The following is a 17,015-nucleotide window of genomic DNA, read 5'->3' on the forward strand; positions in this document are numbered from 1 at the left end:
AGGAACGAAATGAGCAGCCTGAGCAAATTGCTGAGCGTCCTGGACCTGTTCGGCCCACAGACGTTGAAGATCGACCCCGACACCATCGCCGAGCGCATGGGCCTGTCACGGGCCACCGTGTACCGCTACGTCAAGGACCTGTGCGATGCCGGCCTGTTGACCCGCGTGGATGCCGGCAGCTATGGCCTGGGCCCGCGGGTGATCGAGCTGGACTGGAAAATGCGCCAGTACGACCCGATCCTGCTCGCCGGGCGCGAGCTGATGCACGAGCTGTCCGCGCAAACCGGCCTGGCGGTGTTCGCCAGCGTGTTTTACGACGGGCGCATCATCAACACCTACATCGCCGAACCCGCCGACACCTATCACTTCGCGTTCGGGCGTGGGCAGCCGTTGCCGTTCTTTCGCGGGGCACAATCGAAGGTGTTGATCGCCTATCAGAAAGGTCGCCGCCTGCAACGCCTGTTCGACGAACACATGGCCAGCGACCCCGACAGTCCCTATGACTGGGCCGGTTTCAGCAAGGCCGCGAAAAAGATCCGCAAGGACGGTTACTGCCTGACCCACGACGAACTCAACCTGGGCCTGACCGGTATCGCCGCACCGATCATCCAGACGGACCTCGACGAAGTGGTCGGCAGCCTGTCGGCCGTCGGCAGCACCCAAAGCTTCAAGCTGCTGCGCCAGGAAACCGTGATTGAAATGGTGATGGACACCACCCGGCGCATTGCCGAAAACATGCATAACGCGCCGAGCGGTATCGCGCCCTAGCCCGCGCCCTTCAGAACGGCACGGCCACCGTCAATTGGCTGTACAGGTTGGTGCCGTTGCCGCCGACCTGGTTGCCACCGGTGGTCGAGTCCTGCTTGGGTTTGTAGAGCCCCACCAGCGGGGTGATGATCAAGTGCGGGTTGACCACCCACTCGGCGTACACATCCAGCTCGCGGGCATCGAGGTTCAACGCCGTGCTTTTACGCACGGTGTCGTAATCGAAATACAGCGCGCCCAGGGTCAGGTTTTCCAGTGGGGTTGCCTTCAGCCCGACGTGATGGATACGCGTATTGCTGTTGAACGGCCCGGCGTAGTTACCGGCCACTTCACCCTGGAACCAGGTGCCATAGCCCATGCTCAAGCCGGTGAACAGCGCATCCCAGTTCTGCGAGTAACGCGTATAGCGATAGGTCACCTTGGGCGCCCAGGCGGTATCGGCAAAGGTGTAGCCCGCTTCGCCATACCAGGCTTTCTCCGGCCCGGCGTCCTTGTCCTGCCAGGCGTATTCAAACGCCAGGTTGAGGTTCTTGACCCCCGCATCGCCCTCTGCGCGCAGGCTGTAGATATTCATGCCCTTGCGCTGGCGCTGAAAGTCGCTGGCCCATCGATCGTTCACGTCGAGGCCATGCACCCAGGTCAGCCCAAGCGTGCCCGGCTGCGCGGTGTAATCCAGGGTGCCGGCGGCCAGTTCGGTTTCGGCCTGGACGCGGTTGTCGGACTTGAGCCACAGCACGCTGCCGTGCAGGCCCTCTTGCCCACCCAGGCGCAGCACGGCGGTTTGGTCGAACGCATGCCGGGCAGCCAGGTAGTAAGCGCCCCCACGGTTCATGGTGCCATCGGCCGGGCCTTTGCCCAGGTTCAGTCCGTCGTCGTTGATCAGGAAGCCGCGACCAACCTTGACCACCTGACGCCCGCCGGAGATATCCACGCCGTCCTTGCCCAGCGCCGGAAACAGATCGCCGGAGCGCCACCCCAGGTAGGCGTCTTCGATTTTAGTCGTACGCTCTGTCCCCACGCTGTTTCCGCCCGGATCACCGTCGCCCCAGGTGGCGGAGCTGACCAGCGCGAATGCCCCATACGCGGAGCCATTGCCGCCCAAGGCCTGGTCGCCGCTCAGGCCGTATTTGATATAACCCTCGCGCCATGTGGAGCCGCCCGAGGTGCCATCGTAGTTCTTGCGGCTGTTGAACTGACCGAATACCGCTGTCATGTCCGCGTTGAGGTGGCGACTGTCGTCGCTGTACACCTCATAGGCCTGGGCCTGTTGAATGGCGCACAGCGCCAATGTGCACACGAACGTGCTACCGAACACGGGACGACGCAATGGATACCGCATGGCTCAAGCTCCTGGAGGTGCGCCTTTCAAAAGGCTGTCTTAAGTATTGGCATGACGTGGGTGCAGCCTTTGCCGCACCGTTTTCACGGGGACTAGCCGTAGCTGGTGAAGGCGATATCCAGCGCAGAGACGATCAAGTCCGCCTCATCGGTCGTGAGGGTCAATGGCGGCGAGAGAATGATCTTGTTGCCGATCGGTCGCACCAGCACACCGGCACGCCGCGCCTCGTCGGCGATCCGCGAGGGTTGGCCGCCAGCCGGGTCGAGGGGTTGGCGCGTGGCCTTATCGACCACCAGGTCCAGCGCGATCATCAGGCCCTTGCCACGCACTTCGCCGATCACCGGGTAGCGCTCGGTCAACGGTTTGAGCTGTTCCAGCAAGTACGCACCCACTCTGGCCGCGTTGCCCGGCAGGTCCTCGGCTTCGACGATGTCCAGTACCGCCAGCGCGGCCGCACAGGCGGTCGGGTGGCCGCTGTAGGTGTAGCCGTGCATGACCATGCTGCTGAAGCCAGGCCCGTTCTCGATTGCGTCGACGATGCGTTGGTTGAACAGCGTGGCGCCCAGCGGGATGTACCCGGCCGTGATGCCTTTGGCCAGGCACAGGATGTCCGGCGCGACGCCCCAGTCACGACTGCCGAGCATGCAGCCGGAACGGCCGAACCCCGTGACCACTTCGTCGGCGATCAACACAATACCGTGGCGGTCACACACCTCCCGCAGGCGCGGCCAGTAACTGGCGGGCGGTACGATCACCCCGCCGGCACCTTGCACCGGCTCAGCGATCAATGCGGCAACCGTCTGTGCGCCCAGCAACGCGATCTGCTCCTCCAATTGCCGAATACAGTGCGCCGTCAGCGCTTCGGGATCGCGGCAATCCCAGGGATTGCGATACAGCCATGGGGTGTCGAGCAAATGGCAGCCGGCCAACAGCTGCCCATGGTTGTAGTGGTAGACACCGTTACCGCCCACCGATGTGCCGCCCATATGCACACCGTGATAGCCGTTGCGCAGCGACAGGAACCGCGTGCGCCCCGGTTCGCCACTGGCGATCCAGTATTGGCGGGCCATTTTCAGCGCGGTTTCGACCGCATCGGAGCCACCGGAACTGAACAGCACCCGTGTCATGCGTTCCTGGGCGAACAGGGTGGTCAGCCGTTCGGCCAGGTCGAACACCCGAGGGTGGGCAATGCCGTCGAAGGTCTGGTAATACGCCAATTCATCCAACTGCGCGGCAATCGCTGCCTTGACGCTGGCACGGTTGTGCCCAATGTTCACATTCCACAGGCCGCCCACGCCGTCGAGCATGCGCTGGCCGTCGATGTCCGTAATGTAATTGCCGTCACCTCGGGCGATGATCAGCGTTTTGGCGCGCTGCGCCGGGGCACTGGACCCCATCGGGTGCCAGAACTTTTTCTCGGCGGTCTTGTATTTTTCGTACATGTTCAAGCTCCCTGTGCGGCATCGCGCTTGCGCACGAACAGCAGTTGCTGGCCTGTGAATTCCAGTAACCCTTCAAGGCCGAACTCGACACCGAACCCCGACATTTTGCTGCCACCAAACGGCGTATTGGGCTGGATCTGCGCATGGCAGTTGACCCAGGCAACGCCGCTCTCCAGGCGACTGGCCAAGGCCTGGGCCTGCTCGACATCCGGCCCCCAGACCGAGCCACCGAGCCCCATGTCACCAGCGTTGGCGCGCTGCAGCACATCTTCGACATCCCGGTAGGCAATCAAGGGCAACACAGGGCCGAACTGCTCCTCATCGACCAGTCGATGGCCGTCGGTGACGTCCGCCACCAGCGTAGGGGGATAGAAAAAACCCGGGTGATCCAGGCGCGCACCGCCACACAACACCCGCGCACCGTTGGCGCGTGCGTCGGCGACCAAGGCTTCCACCAGTTCCAGTTGCTCCAGGTTCTGCACCGGCCCGAACGTGACACCGGCGTCGAGACCATCCCCCACCACCTGGCGCGCTGCGATCTGCGTCAGCGCGTCGGCAAAGGCCTGATACTGTGATTCGTGGATGTACAAGCGCTTGAGGGCCGCACAGGTCTGGCCCATGTTGAGAAAGGCGGCCTGGAAGATCTCTTCGGCCACTGCCTCGACCGGCGTTCCTGGCAATACAATTGCCGCATCGTTACCACCCAATTCCAGGGTCAGGCGCTTGAGGTTGCTGGCGGCCCCCCGCATCACGCTTTGCCCGGTGCTGGTGGAACCGGTGAAGACAATTTTCTGGATGCCGGTATGCGCGGTGATTGCGCTGCCGAAGCCCTGCTCGCCCGTCACGCAGTTGATCACCCCGCGGGGCACGTGGCGGGCAATGATTTCAACCAGGCCCAACGTGCTTAACGGGGTCAGGCTCGACGGTTTGCTGATCACACAGTTGCCGGCACGCAGCGCCGGCATGATGTGCCAGACGGCGATCATGAAAGGCCAGTTCCAGGGGGTGATCGACGCCACGACGCCCAACGGTTTGCGGTGCAGCTCGATGCGTTGGGTGGGGGTTTCTTCCACCAGCTCCACCGCAATGTCTTGAGCCGCCGCGTAGCGGGTCCACGCCGCGGCCCCCATGACCTCGCCAAACGCCAGCTCCAGCGGCTTGCCTTGCTCCTGCACAATCAGGCGGGCCAGCGCGTCGGCCTCGCGCTCGATATCGGCGGCAATCGCCAGCAAACGTTCACAACGGTCTGGGTGGCTACTGTGGCGCCAGCTTTTGAAAGCCGCCTGCGCGGCATTCACCGCCTGGTCGAGTTGCCCCAGCGAGCCTGCCGGGCATTGTGCAAATGCAGCGCCGGTGGCCGGGTTGATCACGTCAAACTGGCCTTGTTCACCGGCCACTTGAACCCCATCGATGAGCATCTTGTAGTTGTGCATTTGAAACCTTCCTTTCACACGCTGACGAGCCATGCCGAGCAACGACAGGCTGCAATTGTCTGGTTAGTCGAGCTATAAAACCGCTGCGCTCTTAAAGCTTGTGGCTGCCCAAGGCGAGGAACCGTTGCGGCGAGCGCGATCGCAGTCGCGCTGCGAGCACAATGCCGATAATCAGCGCCGCAGGAATAATCGCGCAGAGGCTGTAGGACAGCAGTTGGCTGGCGCCGGTGAGTACGTCGAAATGCACCACGGCCAGCACCAGCACGAGCACCAGCGCCAGGCATGAGAACCCCGGCAGGATGCGTCCGCGCAGCATCCCAACCTTAAGCTCGGGATGGCGATGGAAGTACACACACACCGCCACCGAGGTCAGCGCCATCAGTAAAATCACGCACAGGGTGGCGAGGTTGGACAGCCAGGCAAACAGTTGCAGGATCGGGTCAGCGTCCATCGCCGCGAAAATCAGCACCACCACCGCCGCAATCAAGCTCTGCAACGCCGACCCCATATGCGGGCTCTGATGCACGCGATGGGTGGTGCCCAACACGCTGTGCAACAAGCCGTCGCGCCCGATGGCATAGAAGTAACGCGCGGCGGCGTTGTGAAAGGCGAGCAGCCCGGCATAGATACTGACCATGAACAGCACGCGGATGACCTGGGTCAGGTGCGGGCCGACAAAGTGGTCGGACATGCCATAGATAAACGTGGTCGGGTCCTGCAAGGCCTGCAGCATCGGCACGATTTTGTCCGACCCGACCCCCACCACCATCGACCATACCGACAACGCGTAGAAACCACCGATCAGCAACACCGAACAGTAGGTGGCAATCGGGATACTGCGTTGCGGATCCTTGGCCTCTTCGCCGTAGATCGTCGTTGCTTCAAAACCGATAAAGGCGGCGAAGCAAAACAGCAAGCCGATTGACGGGGTGCCGCTGAACACATGGCTGCGGTCGAACGAATCCAGGTTGATGCCGCTGTCACCGCCGGACTTGAGGATGGCGAAGTCCAGGATCAGGATCGCCAGGTACTCGGCGATCACCACCACCGACAGCACCCGCGCCGACAGGTCGATCTTGCGATAACCGAGGATTGCAATGCTCGCCATCGCCATCAGCGAGTAGGCCCACCAGGGCAACAGCAGGCCGAACGTGGCTTCCATGGTGCCACTGACGACCCCGCCGAACATGCCATACAGGGCGACCTGCAGGATGTTGTACGCAAACATCGCCAGCACCCCGGCAGCACCGCCGGCCAGGCCACCCAGCCCACGGGCGGTGAACGCGTAGAACCCGCCGGCATTGGTGAGGTGTCGGGACATGGTGGTGTAGCCCACAGAGAACGCCAGCAGCACCAGCAAGGCAAGGATCAGCAGCGCCGGGGTGCCCGCGCCGTTGCCCAGCATGATGCCGATCGGGAAGCCGCCGGCGATCACGCTTAACGGACTCGCCGCAGATATTACGAAGAAGATGATGAAGCCCACACCCAGGGCGCCACGCTTGAGCTCCGTGGAGCTGTTGACCGGGATAGATACACTCATGTTATTGACCTTATTGTATGAGGCAGTCGCTTTAGGGTTGGCCCGACCACACCGCATCGGCACCGGGTAGCGTCTTGTTTTGGTTACGCGCTGAATTTGATCCTATGCCCGCCCCCGAACCGCTCGCTATCCCAAATCGGTAGCATCCACAGCCCCGCCCCAAAACAGGTCGGCGCTGCACGGGCAATCCCACCGGCCTTGCCGATTTGGGATAGCCGCCTGGCCTGTCATCCCCGCAACCTAGGATCACCCGCGCTATGCCCGGGTGCCGGCAACAAGCATAAAAACCAGGGCTCGCTGCCCAGCCCATCGCCGTCAAAGCCCTCTGCAGGAAGCCTCAGCCATGCGTCTAGCTCACCTCACCCTCCAATGGCGTATCACACTGCTGAGCGGACTCTGCCTGCTGGCGGTGGTGGGGGCGCTGATTGGCGCCAGCGCGTACCAGAACAAAACCAGTGCAAAGCTGCTTAAAGACCAGAGCAACGCGTTGCTCGGGCAGGCTGCGCTGGAACGCTTGCAGGCCCAGGCCGTTGCGCATGGCCAACAGGTGGAGCGTTTTTTCAACGAAACCGCCTTGTATGGCGAAGGGTTCGCGCAACAGGTTCTGCAACTGCGCGAGCAGACACTCAATGGGCGCCTGACGGTCGCGCAATTGCGCGAAGCATTGATCGCTACGGCCCGTGAAACCCTGAAACAGCGCGAAAAAGTCCTCGGCCTGTACGTCATCATGCTGCCTGATGCACTGGCCGGCGCGGATGCCGATTGGCGCGGTCAACGCGCAATGGCGGGGAACGACAGCGGGCGCTTTGCGCTGTATTGGTCGCAGAGCCAGCCGGGGCAATTGGTGCAGGAGGTGTTGAGCGAGGCACAAATCGCCGCCAACACCGCGCCGCCCGGCAGCGAACCTGGAAACGCCTGGTACGCCTGCCCTCAAGCGCAAAGACGGGTGTGTGTGATCGAGCCGTACACCATCGAAGTGGAAGGCCGGAACACCCTGATGAGCAGCATTTCCATCCCGTTGATCGTCAACGGTAAGGTGCTCGGCGTCGTGGGCATGGATATCAGCCTCGATACGTTGCAGAAGCTGGCCGCCAACCTCGGCCAGGACCTGTACCAGGGCGACAGCGAAGTCGCCATTGTGTCGGCCTCGGGCCAAGTGGCGGGACGCAGTGGCGAAGTCTCCGGGGACACCCTCGATATACGTCAGTCCGTGCAGACCGTGGCAGGCGGCCCGGCCTGGCAACTGGCGATCAAAGTCCCGCAGGCACGGGTGCAGGCACCTGCCCGGCAAATGCAAAACGACCTGGACAGCAAAAGCCGTGAGTCCAACTGGCTCAACCTGGGCCTGGGCATGCTTGCCAGCAGCCTGGGCATGTTGCTGATCTGGCTGGCCGCTCACGGCGTGACACGCCCACTGCTGAAAATGGCCGAGTTGCTGGATGCGATTGTCGAAGGCGACGGCGACCTCACCCAGCGCCTGCCCGTCGGCAGGCACGACGAGTTGGGCCACTTGGCCAATGGCTTCAACCGGTTCCTGGACACGTTGCAGCCGATTATCCGCGATATCCAGAGCGCGTCGCTGGACACCCGCAACAGCGCCGACACCTCGTCTGGCATAGCCCGTGAAGTCAGTGCCGGCATGCAGCGTCAGTATCACGAGGTGGAGTTGGCGGCCACCGCGCTGCACCAAATGAGCGCCAGTGCACAGGAAGTGGCGCGCCACTCCCACAGTGCTGCCGACGCCGCCACCGCCGCAGAAAGCGCGAGCCGCTCAGGCCAGGCGGTGTTCTCGACCGCCGAGCGCAGTATCGAGGCCCTTGACCAGCGCCTGGAAACCACCCTTGGGCAGGTCAACGCGCTTGCCGACAGCAGTGCCCAGATCGGTCAGGTCCTCGACGTCATCAGTTCCATCGCGCAGCAGACCAACTTGTTGGCCTTGAATGCGGCCATCGAAGCGGCAAGGGCCGGCGAGCAGGGCCGTGGTTTTGCGGTGGTGGCCGACGAAGTCCGGCACCTGGCCAGCAACACCCAGCATTCAGTCGAACAGGTGCGCACGGTGATCGAGACCTTGCAGCAGCTGAGCCAGTCGGTGGTGCACAGTACCCAACTGAGCCGCGAGCAAGCCAGCGGCAGCGTGGTCCAGGTGCAACAGACTCGGGTGGCGCTGGAGCGCATCTCCCAGGCCGTAGACGTGATCGAACAGATGAATCAGCAGATTGCCAGTGCCGCCATGGAGCAAAGCACCGTCGTAGAAGACATCAGCCATCGGGTCAGCGACATTCGCGGTATCAGCGAAACACTCGCCAGCCGGATGGACGATGCTTCAAAAGCCAGCGACTCACTGCATCACATGGCCAATCACCAACAACAACTGGTGGCCCATTTCCGTGTGTAAGGGGCCGGCGGCTTTTACTGGCTGACAGGCACCAGCTTTGCACCTTCCCTCACCGAGCGCGTCCCATGACCTCTCCTCGACGCTGGCTGATCCTCGCGATTATTTCCAGCGCATTGCTGCTCATCGTCATCGATATGACGGTGCTCTACACCGCCCTGCCCACGCTGACCCGCGAGCTGAACGCTTCGGCTTCGCAGAAGCTGTGGATCGTCAACATTTATGCGCTGATCGCCGCCGGCCTGCTGTTGGGCATGGGTACGCTCGGAGATCGCCTCGGGCACAAACGCCTGTTCATCGGCGGGCTCGGCGTATTTGGCCTGTTCTCGCTGATCGCGGCGTTTTCACCCACCGCCGGCGTACTGATTGGCGCGCGTGGGTTTCTGGCGGTCGGCGCGGCGATGATGATGCCCGCCACGCTGGCGATCGTGCGCGTGACGTTCAGCGACCCACGCGAACAGGCCATGGCATTTGGCATCTGGGCCTCGGTTGCGTCAGGGGGCGCTGCGTTCGGCCCGGTGGTGGGCGGCCTGTTGCTGGAGCATTTCTGGTGGGGTTCGGTCTTTCTGATCAATGTGCCGATTGTGCTGGTGGCGTTGGTGGTGGGCGCGCTGTTGATCCCCAATCATCCGGGGGATATCAGCAAACGCTGGGACTGGCTGGGGTCGCTCCAGGTGATGATCGGGTTGATCAGCGTGGCGTATGCCGTCAAGGAGCTCGGCAAGCGGGCAGCGTCGTTGGAGGGCATGCTGGTGGCAATGGCCCTGGGCACGCTGTTTCTGACGCTGTTCATCCGCCGCCAGCGCCGAGCCACACAACCGATGCTTGACCTCGCGCTGTTCAAGGCGCCGGGGTTCAGAAACGCGGTTATTTCAGCGGTGGTATCAGCCGCTGCGTTGATCGGCATGGAACTGGTGTTCAGCCAGCGCCTGCAACTGGTGCTGGGCTTGTCGCCGCTGGAGGCGGCATTGTTCATCCTGCCGCTGCCCCTGGGCTCGTTCATCTCCGGGCCGCTTGCCGGGTATTACCTGCCTCGCCTCGGGAACCAACGCATGCTGTTCTGGACATTGCTGTTGTCGTCAGCGGCGATGCTGTCCTACCTGTTGCTCTACAACGCTACGGCACCTGCGCAAATCATCAGCCTCGCGCTGCTGGGCTTTACGATTGGCGCCGCGCTGACCGCTTCATCCAGTAGCATCATGCTCAGCGTGCCTGCGGACCAGGCGGGCATGGCGGCGTCCATCGAAGAAGTGTCCTTTGAGCTGGGCGGCGCGGTGGGCGTGACGCTCGCCGGCAGCCTGCTGTCAGCGATCTATGCCAATGCGGCGGGCGTGATGATCCCAGCGTGGCTGACCCGCAACCCGGCGACATTCGAGAGTCTTGACGATGCGCTGGTGGTCGCTGAAACCTTGTCGCCCGAAGGCCGCGCGATGTTGAGCGCGGCCGCCCGTTCGGCGTTTGACGCAGGCTTTGTCGCGGTGCTGGCGGCGTCCGCAGCCCTGCTGTTGATTGCAGCGCTGCTGGTCAAGCTGAGCAAGCCAGCAGCGCAGGCCGCGCCTTAAAGCTTGTGGCTGCCCAGGGCCAGGAACCGCTGAGGGGATACTTTGCGCAGCCTGGCCGCCAGGAACACACCACCCAACAGGGCCAGCGGAATAATGGCGCAAAGGCTGTAGGACAACAGTTGGCTGGCACCGGTCAGTACATCGAAATGCACCACCGCCAGCACCAGCACCACCCACAGTGCAAGGCAGGAGAAACCGGGGAAAATCTGCCCGCGCCAAACACCGACCTTGAGCTCGGGGTGGCGCCGGAAGAAAACCAGCACCGCCGCAGAAGTCAGAGCCATCAGCAAGATCACGCACAACGTCGCCAGGTTGGACAGCCAGGCGAACAATTGCAGGATCGGATCGGCATCCATCGCCGCGAAAATCAGCACCACCACCGCCGAGATCAGGCTCTGCAAGGCCGAGCCCATATGCGGGCTCTGGTGCACGCGATGGGTGGTGCCCAACTGGCGGTGCAACAAACCGTCACGCCCGATGGCGTAGAAGTAACGCGCGGCGGCGTTGTGAAAGGCGAGCAACCCGGCGTAGATACTGACCATGAACAGCACCCGGATGACCTGGGTCAGGTGCGGGCCGACAAAGTGGTCGGACATGCCATAGATAAACGTGGTCGGATCCTGCAACGCCTGCAGCATCGGCACGATTTTGTCTGCCCCTACCCCCACCACCATCGACCATACCGACAACGCGTAGAAACCACCGATCAGCAACACCGAACAGTAGGTGGCAAGCGGGATGGTGCGCTGGGGATCCTTGGCCTCTTCACCGTAGATGGTGGTGGCCTCAAAGCCGATAAAGGCGGCGAAGCAGAACAGCAAACCGATGGACGGCGTGCCGCTGAATACCTGGCGGCTGCTGAATGAGTCAAGGTTGATGCCGCTGTCGCCGCCGGATTTGAGAATGGCGAAATCCAGGATCAGGATCGCCAGGTATTCGGCGATCACCATCACCGACAGCACCCGCGCCGACAGGTCGATCTTGCGATACCCCAGGATCGCAATGCTCGCCATCGCCATCAGCGAGTAGGACCACCAGGGCAATACCAGGCCGAATGCGCTTTCCATGGTGCCACTGACGACCCCGCCGAACATGCCATACAAGCCGACCTGCAGGATGTTATAGGCAAACATCGCCAATACCCCGGCAGCACCGCCGGCCAGGCCACCCAGCCCACGGGCGGTGAACGCGTAGAACCCGCCGGCGTTGGTGATATGTCGGGACAGGGTGGTGTAGCCCACCGAGAACGCCAGCAGCACGAGCAAGGCGAGGATCAGCAAAGCCGGGGTGCCCGCGCCATTGCCGAGCATGATGCCAATGGGGAAACCGCCGGCGATCACACTGAGCGGACTCGCCGCCGACACCACGAAGAAAATGATGAAACCGACACCCAGGGCGCCACGCTTGAGCTCGGTAGAGCGGTCGGGCGACGTCGTGTCGAGGGTTTCGTCGGGTTTTTTTGGGGGCGCGTTGTGGGGCGGGTTGTGGGGCGTATTGTGGGGCAAAGTCACGCTCATTTTGTTGACCTTATAGGATGAGGCAGTCGCCGTAGGATCGGCGCAGTCCATCTCGCACCGTCACCGAGTCGCTTGTCGTTCTGATCGCACGCAGGGCCTGATCCTAGGCCTGCCGGGAACGCTTCGGTAGCCCAAATCGGTCATCTGTCGCGCCGCCTGCCCCGCCGCCCTCAGCGCAAGGCGATGCGGCTGGTCAACTCCGACGCCGCGCCGGTCACCAGGTAACGCAGGTAGCTCTGCTGGAACGCATGGAAGCGTTCACTGCGCCCCACCAGGGTCATGCTGCCGATGACCCGCCGCTTATCGTCGAAAATCGGCGCAGCGACGCCACTGCGTCCCGGATGCAGTTCACCGTCGCTGATGCAATAGCCTTGCTTGCGAATGGCAAGCAGGCTCTTGGTGAAGGTCTTCCATTCCAGCCCGTGTTGCGAGCTGTCAGCGACCGGAGCGTGAGCGTCATACACGCGTCGGATCTGGCGTGGCAGCAAGTGAGCCAATACCACCCGGGACGTCGCGCTGTGGAAAAGGCTGATCGGCTGCCCCCTGCCGCCCCCCACCGGTCCGGCATCGGTGCCGCGCTGGACCAGTACATTGACCACTGAGTCGCCATGCCACTCACTGACCAACGCATCCAGGCCTGTGTCGGCGACCAACTGTTCGACCAGGTCCTGACTGCACGCCAGCAGCGGATCATAGTGAGTCATCAATTGCTCCAGCGTGACAATGCGCGGGCCCAGCGCATAACCCCGGGGCAACCGCTTCAATAAACCCGCATCCCCCAGCTCTCGCAGGTAACGGTAGGCGGTGGCCGGTGTATAGCCGAGTTCCCGGCAAATGATGTCGACGTCAATGACGGGCTGGTCCGGGCGAAACAAATCGAAGACCGCCAGCAGGCGGCGCAAGCTGTTCATGTTCTACATCCTTGTGGGTTCGATCAGACCGAAGCACAACGCGTAATTGCGGCACGGGCAGTATGGGAGGGCAATTCCGCAAACAGCTCATGGTACTCGGCGGCAAAATGGCTGAGGTGAAAGAAGCCCCATTGAGCGGCGGCATCGCCTATGGTGAGGTGGGACGCGGGAGTGGACATCAGGGTGCGGCGTACAGCGTTGAGCCTGACCGAGCGCAAGTAGTTGAGGGGGGTCGTCTCAGTCACCGAGCGGAAACTGTTCTGCACCGTGCGCCGACTCACCTGTAGACGCTGGCACAACTCGATGACGCTCGGCACATTCAGCATCTGCTCGGTCGCCAGGCGATGGCATTTCTCCACAATAAAACTGCGCGTGGAACTGGTGGAGCGCTGTTGCTTGTCGCAGGCCGGGTCAGTCATCAGTTGCAGCAGCTCACCCAGCATGGCCTGTTCCAGCGCCTGCTCGCGTTGCAAATCGCGCGCGCTGTCCAGCTCTTCCTGCACCAGGGCCTGAGAGAACAGCGTCAGCAAACGACGACGCGCCTGGGCGAACCGTGTGGCAGAAACCCGGATCACCGGTTGGCGCAATAACAGGTTGAGCTCCTTCGCCGAAGCGGTTTGCGCCAAGGCCTGTTCGAACAGTTCACGCTCGAAGGTGATGGACAACAGCTCCATGCCCAGCGGCATGTGGAACATGAACTCCTCGCCGCCATGGAGAAAGAACAGGCTGCTGTCGTCCACCTCCCGCCCTTGCATGCGAATCGGACCGGGAACATTGATCGGCACCGCAAAACACATCTTGCCTCGGGGAGAGACGCCGTGTTGCACGACACGCTGGTTGATCTGCTCGCGGAATACATGGCAACCGGCGGTCGTCAACTGCATGAGTGAGCATTCGGCGGACCCAGCCGTCAATTGGCTGTAGTCCTGGCTCCACTGCTGAACAGTGGCGGCGTGAACGTGAATGTCCTGGGAATGGCTGATGGTCTGGTTTTTCATAATGCCGAAAGCCTCTGCCGATATTCTTGTTTTTAGCTTGCCTTCCCAGGTGATATTCGCACATAGCAGAAATCCTGCAAATTATTTGTCACTTTTCCGATTGGCAGCAGCCCGCCACGGACACGCTTTCCCATGTGCCGATTCGGGCTACCCGTCTGGAATGCACCCCGGAGATGATCGGCACACTTGAATCGACATTCCAGAGAGACCGTCATGAGTGAAGCCAAACTAGAATCCCTGCATTTTGCGGATGCCCCACGGATCATCTCCGAGACCATTCCTGGGCCCAGGACCCTCGAAGCCCTGGCGCTGTCGGCGCGCACCGAGTCAATGGCACGTGGTGGCGGACGCATGCCGGTGGCCATGGACCGCGCACTGGGCGCGACCTTCAAGGACCCGGACGGCAATACCTATATCGACCTGTCCGCCGGGGTCGGCGTCAGCAGCGTAGGCCGCTGCCATCCGAAGGTGGTGCAAGCCATTCGCGAGCAGTCGGAAGTGCTGATGCATGCCCTCGAGATCAACAGCACCCGACGCACCGAGCTGGCCGCCAAGCTCTCCGAGATCGCGCCCGACGGCTTGCGTGGCGACTGCATCACTTTCTTCACCCAGAGCGGCAGCGACGCGCTGGAAGCCGCGATCAAGTTCGCCAAGCGCATCACCGGACGCCACCAGATCATCGCCTTCCATGGCGGCTACCACGGTGTCTGGAACGCATCGGGCTCCCTGACCACGGGCACCGCGTACCGCAAAGGCTACGGTGCCCAGATGGGCGGCGTGATCCACGCCCCCTACCCTTACGCCTACCGATTCCCCTTCGACACCACCCACAAAAGCGCCGAGCAGATCGCCGGCGAGTACATCGACTACCTGCTGAACACCCCCTACACCGCCGCCGATGACGTGGCCGCCGTGATCGTCGAGCCAGTGCAGGGCGAAGGCGGCTACGTGCCGCCCTCACCCGAATTCCTGCAACTGTTGCGCAAGGCCTGCGACCGCAGCGGTACGTTGCTGATCGTCGATGAGGTGCAATCCGGCGCGGGGCGTACCGGCAAGATGTGGGCGGTCGAACATTCAGGCGTGAAACCGGACATGCTCACCTTCGGCAAGGGCATCGGCAGCGACCTGCCCATGGCCGGCCTGATCATGCGCTCGGACCTGGCGGCGCAGATTCCCGACGGCTCCATGCCCAACACCTTCGCGGCAAACTCTCTGTCGGCGACGGTGGCACTGACCAACATCAGCATCCTCCAGGACCCGGAACTCGACCTGCTCAACCGCGCCCACACATTGGGGCTGGAGGCACAGGCGCATATTCGTGGTTTCAACAGCCCGTTGGTGGGCGAAGTGCGCGGGCGCGGCCTGATGATCGGTATCGAGCTGATCGAAGACCCGCTCACCAAGGCGCCCCTGGCGGGCGAGAAAATCGGCCAACTGATGGGCTACCTGCTCAACCACGGCGTGCTGATGATTCCTTGTGGCCGTTACAGCAACGTGATGCGCGTGATGCCCTCGCTGACGATCTCGCGTGAGCTGTTCTTCAAGGCACTGGATATCTTCGGCGACGCCCTGGCTGCCCTGAAGGCTTGATTTTGCCCATCACTCAAGGACCCCAAAATGACTGAGCACTTGAACCATTTTATCGAAGGTGCCTCCTGCGAAGCCTTCGACCGTCGTCGAATCGACCTCGTCAACCCCGTGACCGAGCAGGTATACGGCGACTGCGCACGGGGCACGAGCGAGGACGTGGACCGTGCCGTAGCCGCTGCACACCGCCAACTCGAAAGCGGCGACTGGAGCCAGCTCAACGGCGCCCTGCGTGGCCGGTTGCTGTCGAAACTGGCCGACCTGGTTGAGCGTGACACTGACGTGCTGGCCGATCTGGACGCCAACGCCATCGGGCGCTCGCCCATCGAACCACGCCGGATGGACCTGCCCAACGCGATCGCCAACCTGCGCGCCGCCGCCGGCTGGGCCAACCAGCTTGAAGGTCGGACCATTCCGACTGGGGGCTACTTCGGCACCAAGACCCTGTCGTACACGGTGCGCGAGCCAGTCGGCGTGGTCGGCGCCATCGTGCCCTGGAACTCACCGCTGATGATCACGGTGTGGAAGCTCGCCGCCTTGCTGGCGGCAGGCTGTACCGTAGTGATCAAGCCCTCCGAAGAAACCCCGCAGTCAGCCCTGTACCTGGCGCTGCTGGCGCAGGAAGCAGGCTTCCCGGACGGCGTGATCAACGTGGTCACCGGCTACGGCAATGAAGTGGGTCGTGCCCTGTGCGAACACCCGGATGTCGCCAAGATCAGCTTCACCGGCAGCCCCGAGGCCGGGCGCGAAATCCAGCGCTCCGCCGGCGTGCTGTTCAAGCGCGTGGCGTTGGAACTGGGCGGCAAGAGCCCGCAGATTGTGTTCGACGATGCATCCTTCGACGACGCCCTGCGCGGCTGCGCGCTCGGCCTGTTCGCCAACCAGGGCCAGGTGTGTGCCGCCGGTTCGCGTATCCTGGTGCAGCGCAGCATCGCCGAGCGGTTCGGCGCGGCGCTGGCCGAGGCTGCACAAGCGGTGAACGTGGGTGATCCTCGCCAGCCCGGCGTCCAGATGGGCCCGGTCGCCAAGAAAGCCCAATTCGATCGCGTCAACCGCTACATCCAGCTAGGCATCGACCAAGGTGCGACGCTATTGGCTGGCGGCGTATCGACACCCAAGCAGGGCTGGTTCGTGCGTCCGACGATCTTCGCCAACGCGCGCAACGACATGCAAATCGCCCGGGACGAGATCTTCGGACCGGTCGGCACGCTGATAACGTTCGACGACGAAGCCGAAGCGATCGCCCTGGCCAACGACAGCAGCTACGGCCTGGCGGCTACGGTCTGGACCGCTGACCTGGCCAGGGCACACCGCGTCGCCGCGGCGGTAAAAGCCGGAGCCGTGGGGATCAACTGTTGGAGCCCGTTGGACGCCAACCTGCCGTGGGGCGGCCTCAAGACCAGCGGGATCGGGCGTGAGGGCGGGTTCAGCGGCGCACTGGCCTACACCGAGGAGAAAGTCATCACCGTGCTGCTGCCCACCTGATCACCGCGCCCTGACCGAGCCACCCTCCCACGTCGAGGGTGGCC

Annotated in this window: 11 protein-coding genes and 2 pseudogenes; 6 read left to right on the forward strand and 7 right to left on the reverse strand. The window is 62.8% G+C overall.

All coding sequences use genetic code 11. The features are described from left to right. The first annotated feature begins 9 nt into the window (after positions 1-9). Positions 10-768, forward strand: coding sequence for an IclR family transcriptional regulator (locus NL123_RS19865; RefSeq protein WP_058427105.1), 759 nt, complete (start codon positions 10-12; stop codon positions 766-768). Between the two features lie 10 nt (positions 769-778). Here the strand turns inward: NL123_RS19865 and NL123_RS19870 are convergent, their stop codons facing one another. From NL123_RS19870 to NL123_RS19885, 4 genes are all read right to left on the reverse strand, one after another. After that, a complete protein-coding gene (locus tag NL123_RS19870) occupies positions 779-2,104 on the reverse strand; it encodes an alginate export family protein (protein WP_494356164.1) in 1,326 nt (441 codons plus the stop codon). Between the two features lie 92 nt (positions 2,105-2,196). Next, a complete protein-coding gene (locus tag NL123_RS19875) occupies positions 2,197-3,546 on the reverse strand; it encodes an aminotransferase class III-fold pyridoxal phosphate-dependent enzyme (RefSeq protein ID WP_494356165.1) in 1,350 nt (449 codons plus the stop codon). A gap of 2 nt (positions 3,547-3,548) precedes the next feature. Then, a complete protein-coding gene (locus tag NL123_RS19880) occupies positions 3,549-4,979 on the reverse strand; it encodes an aldehyde dehydrogenase family protein (protein ID WP_494356166.1) in 1,431 nt (476 codons plus the stop codon). A gap of 91 nt (positions 4,980-5,070) precedes the next feature. After that, the gene (locus NL123_RS19885; protein ID WP_494356167.1) at positions 5,071-6,519 is read right to left on the reverse strand and encodes an APC family permease; all 1,449 of its coding nucleotides are present in this window, start codon (positions 6,517-6,519) and stop codon (positions 5,071-5,073) included. A 727-nt stretch (positions 6,520-7,246) separates the two neighbouring features. On the opposite strand from NL123_RS19885, the pseudogene NL123_RS19890 reads away from it, so the two are divergent. The 3 genes and pseudogenes from NL123_RS19890 to NL123_RS19900 all read left to right on the forward strand — a co-directional run. Beyond that, positions 7,247-8,008: pseudogene (locus tag NL123_RS19890) on the forward strand (cache domain-containing protein); the annotation flags it as partial. Between the two features lie 363 nt (positions 8,009-8,371). Next, positions 8,372-8,914, forward strand: a pseudogene (locus NL123_RS19895) (methyl-accepting chemotaxis protein); the annotation flags it as partial. Positions 8,915-8,979: 65 nt separating this feature from the next. Beyond that, positions 8,980-10,473 (forward strand): MFS transporter, encoded by a 1,494-nt coding sequence (locus NL123_RS19900; RefSeq protein ID WP_248487654.1) that lies wholly within the window; start codon positions 8,980-8,982, stop codon positions 10,471-10,473. On the opposite strand, the gene NL123_RS19905 is transcribed toward NL123_RS19900, so the two are convergent. The 3 genes from NL123_RS19905 to NL123_RS19915 all read right to left on the reverse strand — a co-directional run bounded on the left by NL123_RS19905 (position 10,470) and on the right by NL123_RS19915 (position 13,899). Then, on the reverse strand, positions 10,470-11,990 hold the full coding sequence (locus NL123_RS19905) for an APC family permease (RefSeq protein ID WP_494356168.1): 1,521 nt from the start codon (positions 11,988-11,990) through the stop codon (positions 10,470-10,472). The two genes, NL123_RS19900 and NL123_RS19905, sit on opposite strands and share 4 nt — an antisense overlap. Before the next feature lie 170 nt (positions 11,991-12,160). Beyond that, the gene (locus tag NL123_RS19910) at positions 12,161-12,901 is read right to left on the reverse strand and encodes an IclR family transcriptional regulator (RefSeq protein ID WP_494356169.1); all 741 of its coding nucleotides are present in this window, start codon (positions 12,899-12,901) and stop codon (positions 12,161-12,163) included. A 23-nt stretch (positions 12,902-12,924) separates the two neighbouring features. After that, a complete protein-coding gene (locus tag NL123_RS19915) occupies positions 12,925-13,899 on the reverse strand; it encodes a helix-turn-helix domain-containing protein (RefSeq protein WP_494356170.1) in 975 nt (324 codons plus the stop codon). A gap of 213 nt (positions 13,900-14,112) precedes the next feature. Here NL123_RS19915 and NL123_RS19920 point away from each other — a divergent pair, with 213 nt between their 5' ends. Then, positions 14,113-15,489 (forward strand): aspartate aminotransferase family protein, encoded by a 1,377-nt coding sequence (locus tag NL123_RS19920; protein ID WP_494356171.1) that lies wholly within the window; start codon positions 14,113-14,115, stop codon positions 15,487-15,489. A gap of 27 nt (positions 15,490-15,516) precedes the next feature. Further along, positions 15,517-16,971 carry an aldehyde dehydrogenase family protein gene (locus NL123_RS19925; protein ID WP_494356172.1) on the forward strand — a complete coding sequence of 485 codons (1,455 nt, stop codon included), beginning with the start codon at positions 15,517-15,519 and terminating at the stop codon, positions 16,969-16,971. Positions 16,972-17,015: the final 44 nt, after the last annotated feature.

The sequence above is a fragment of the Pseudomonas sp. FBCC-B1565 genome, assembly GCF_059133265.1.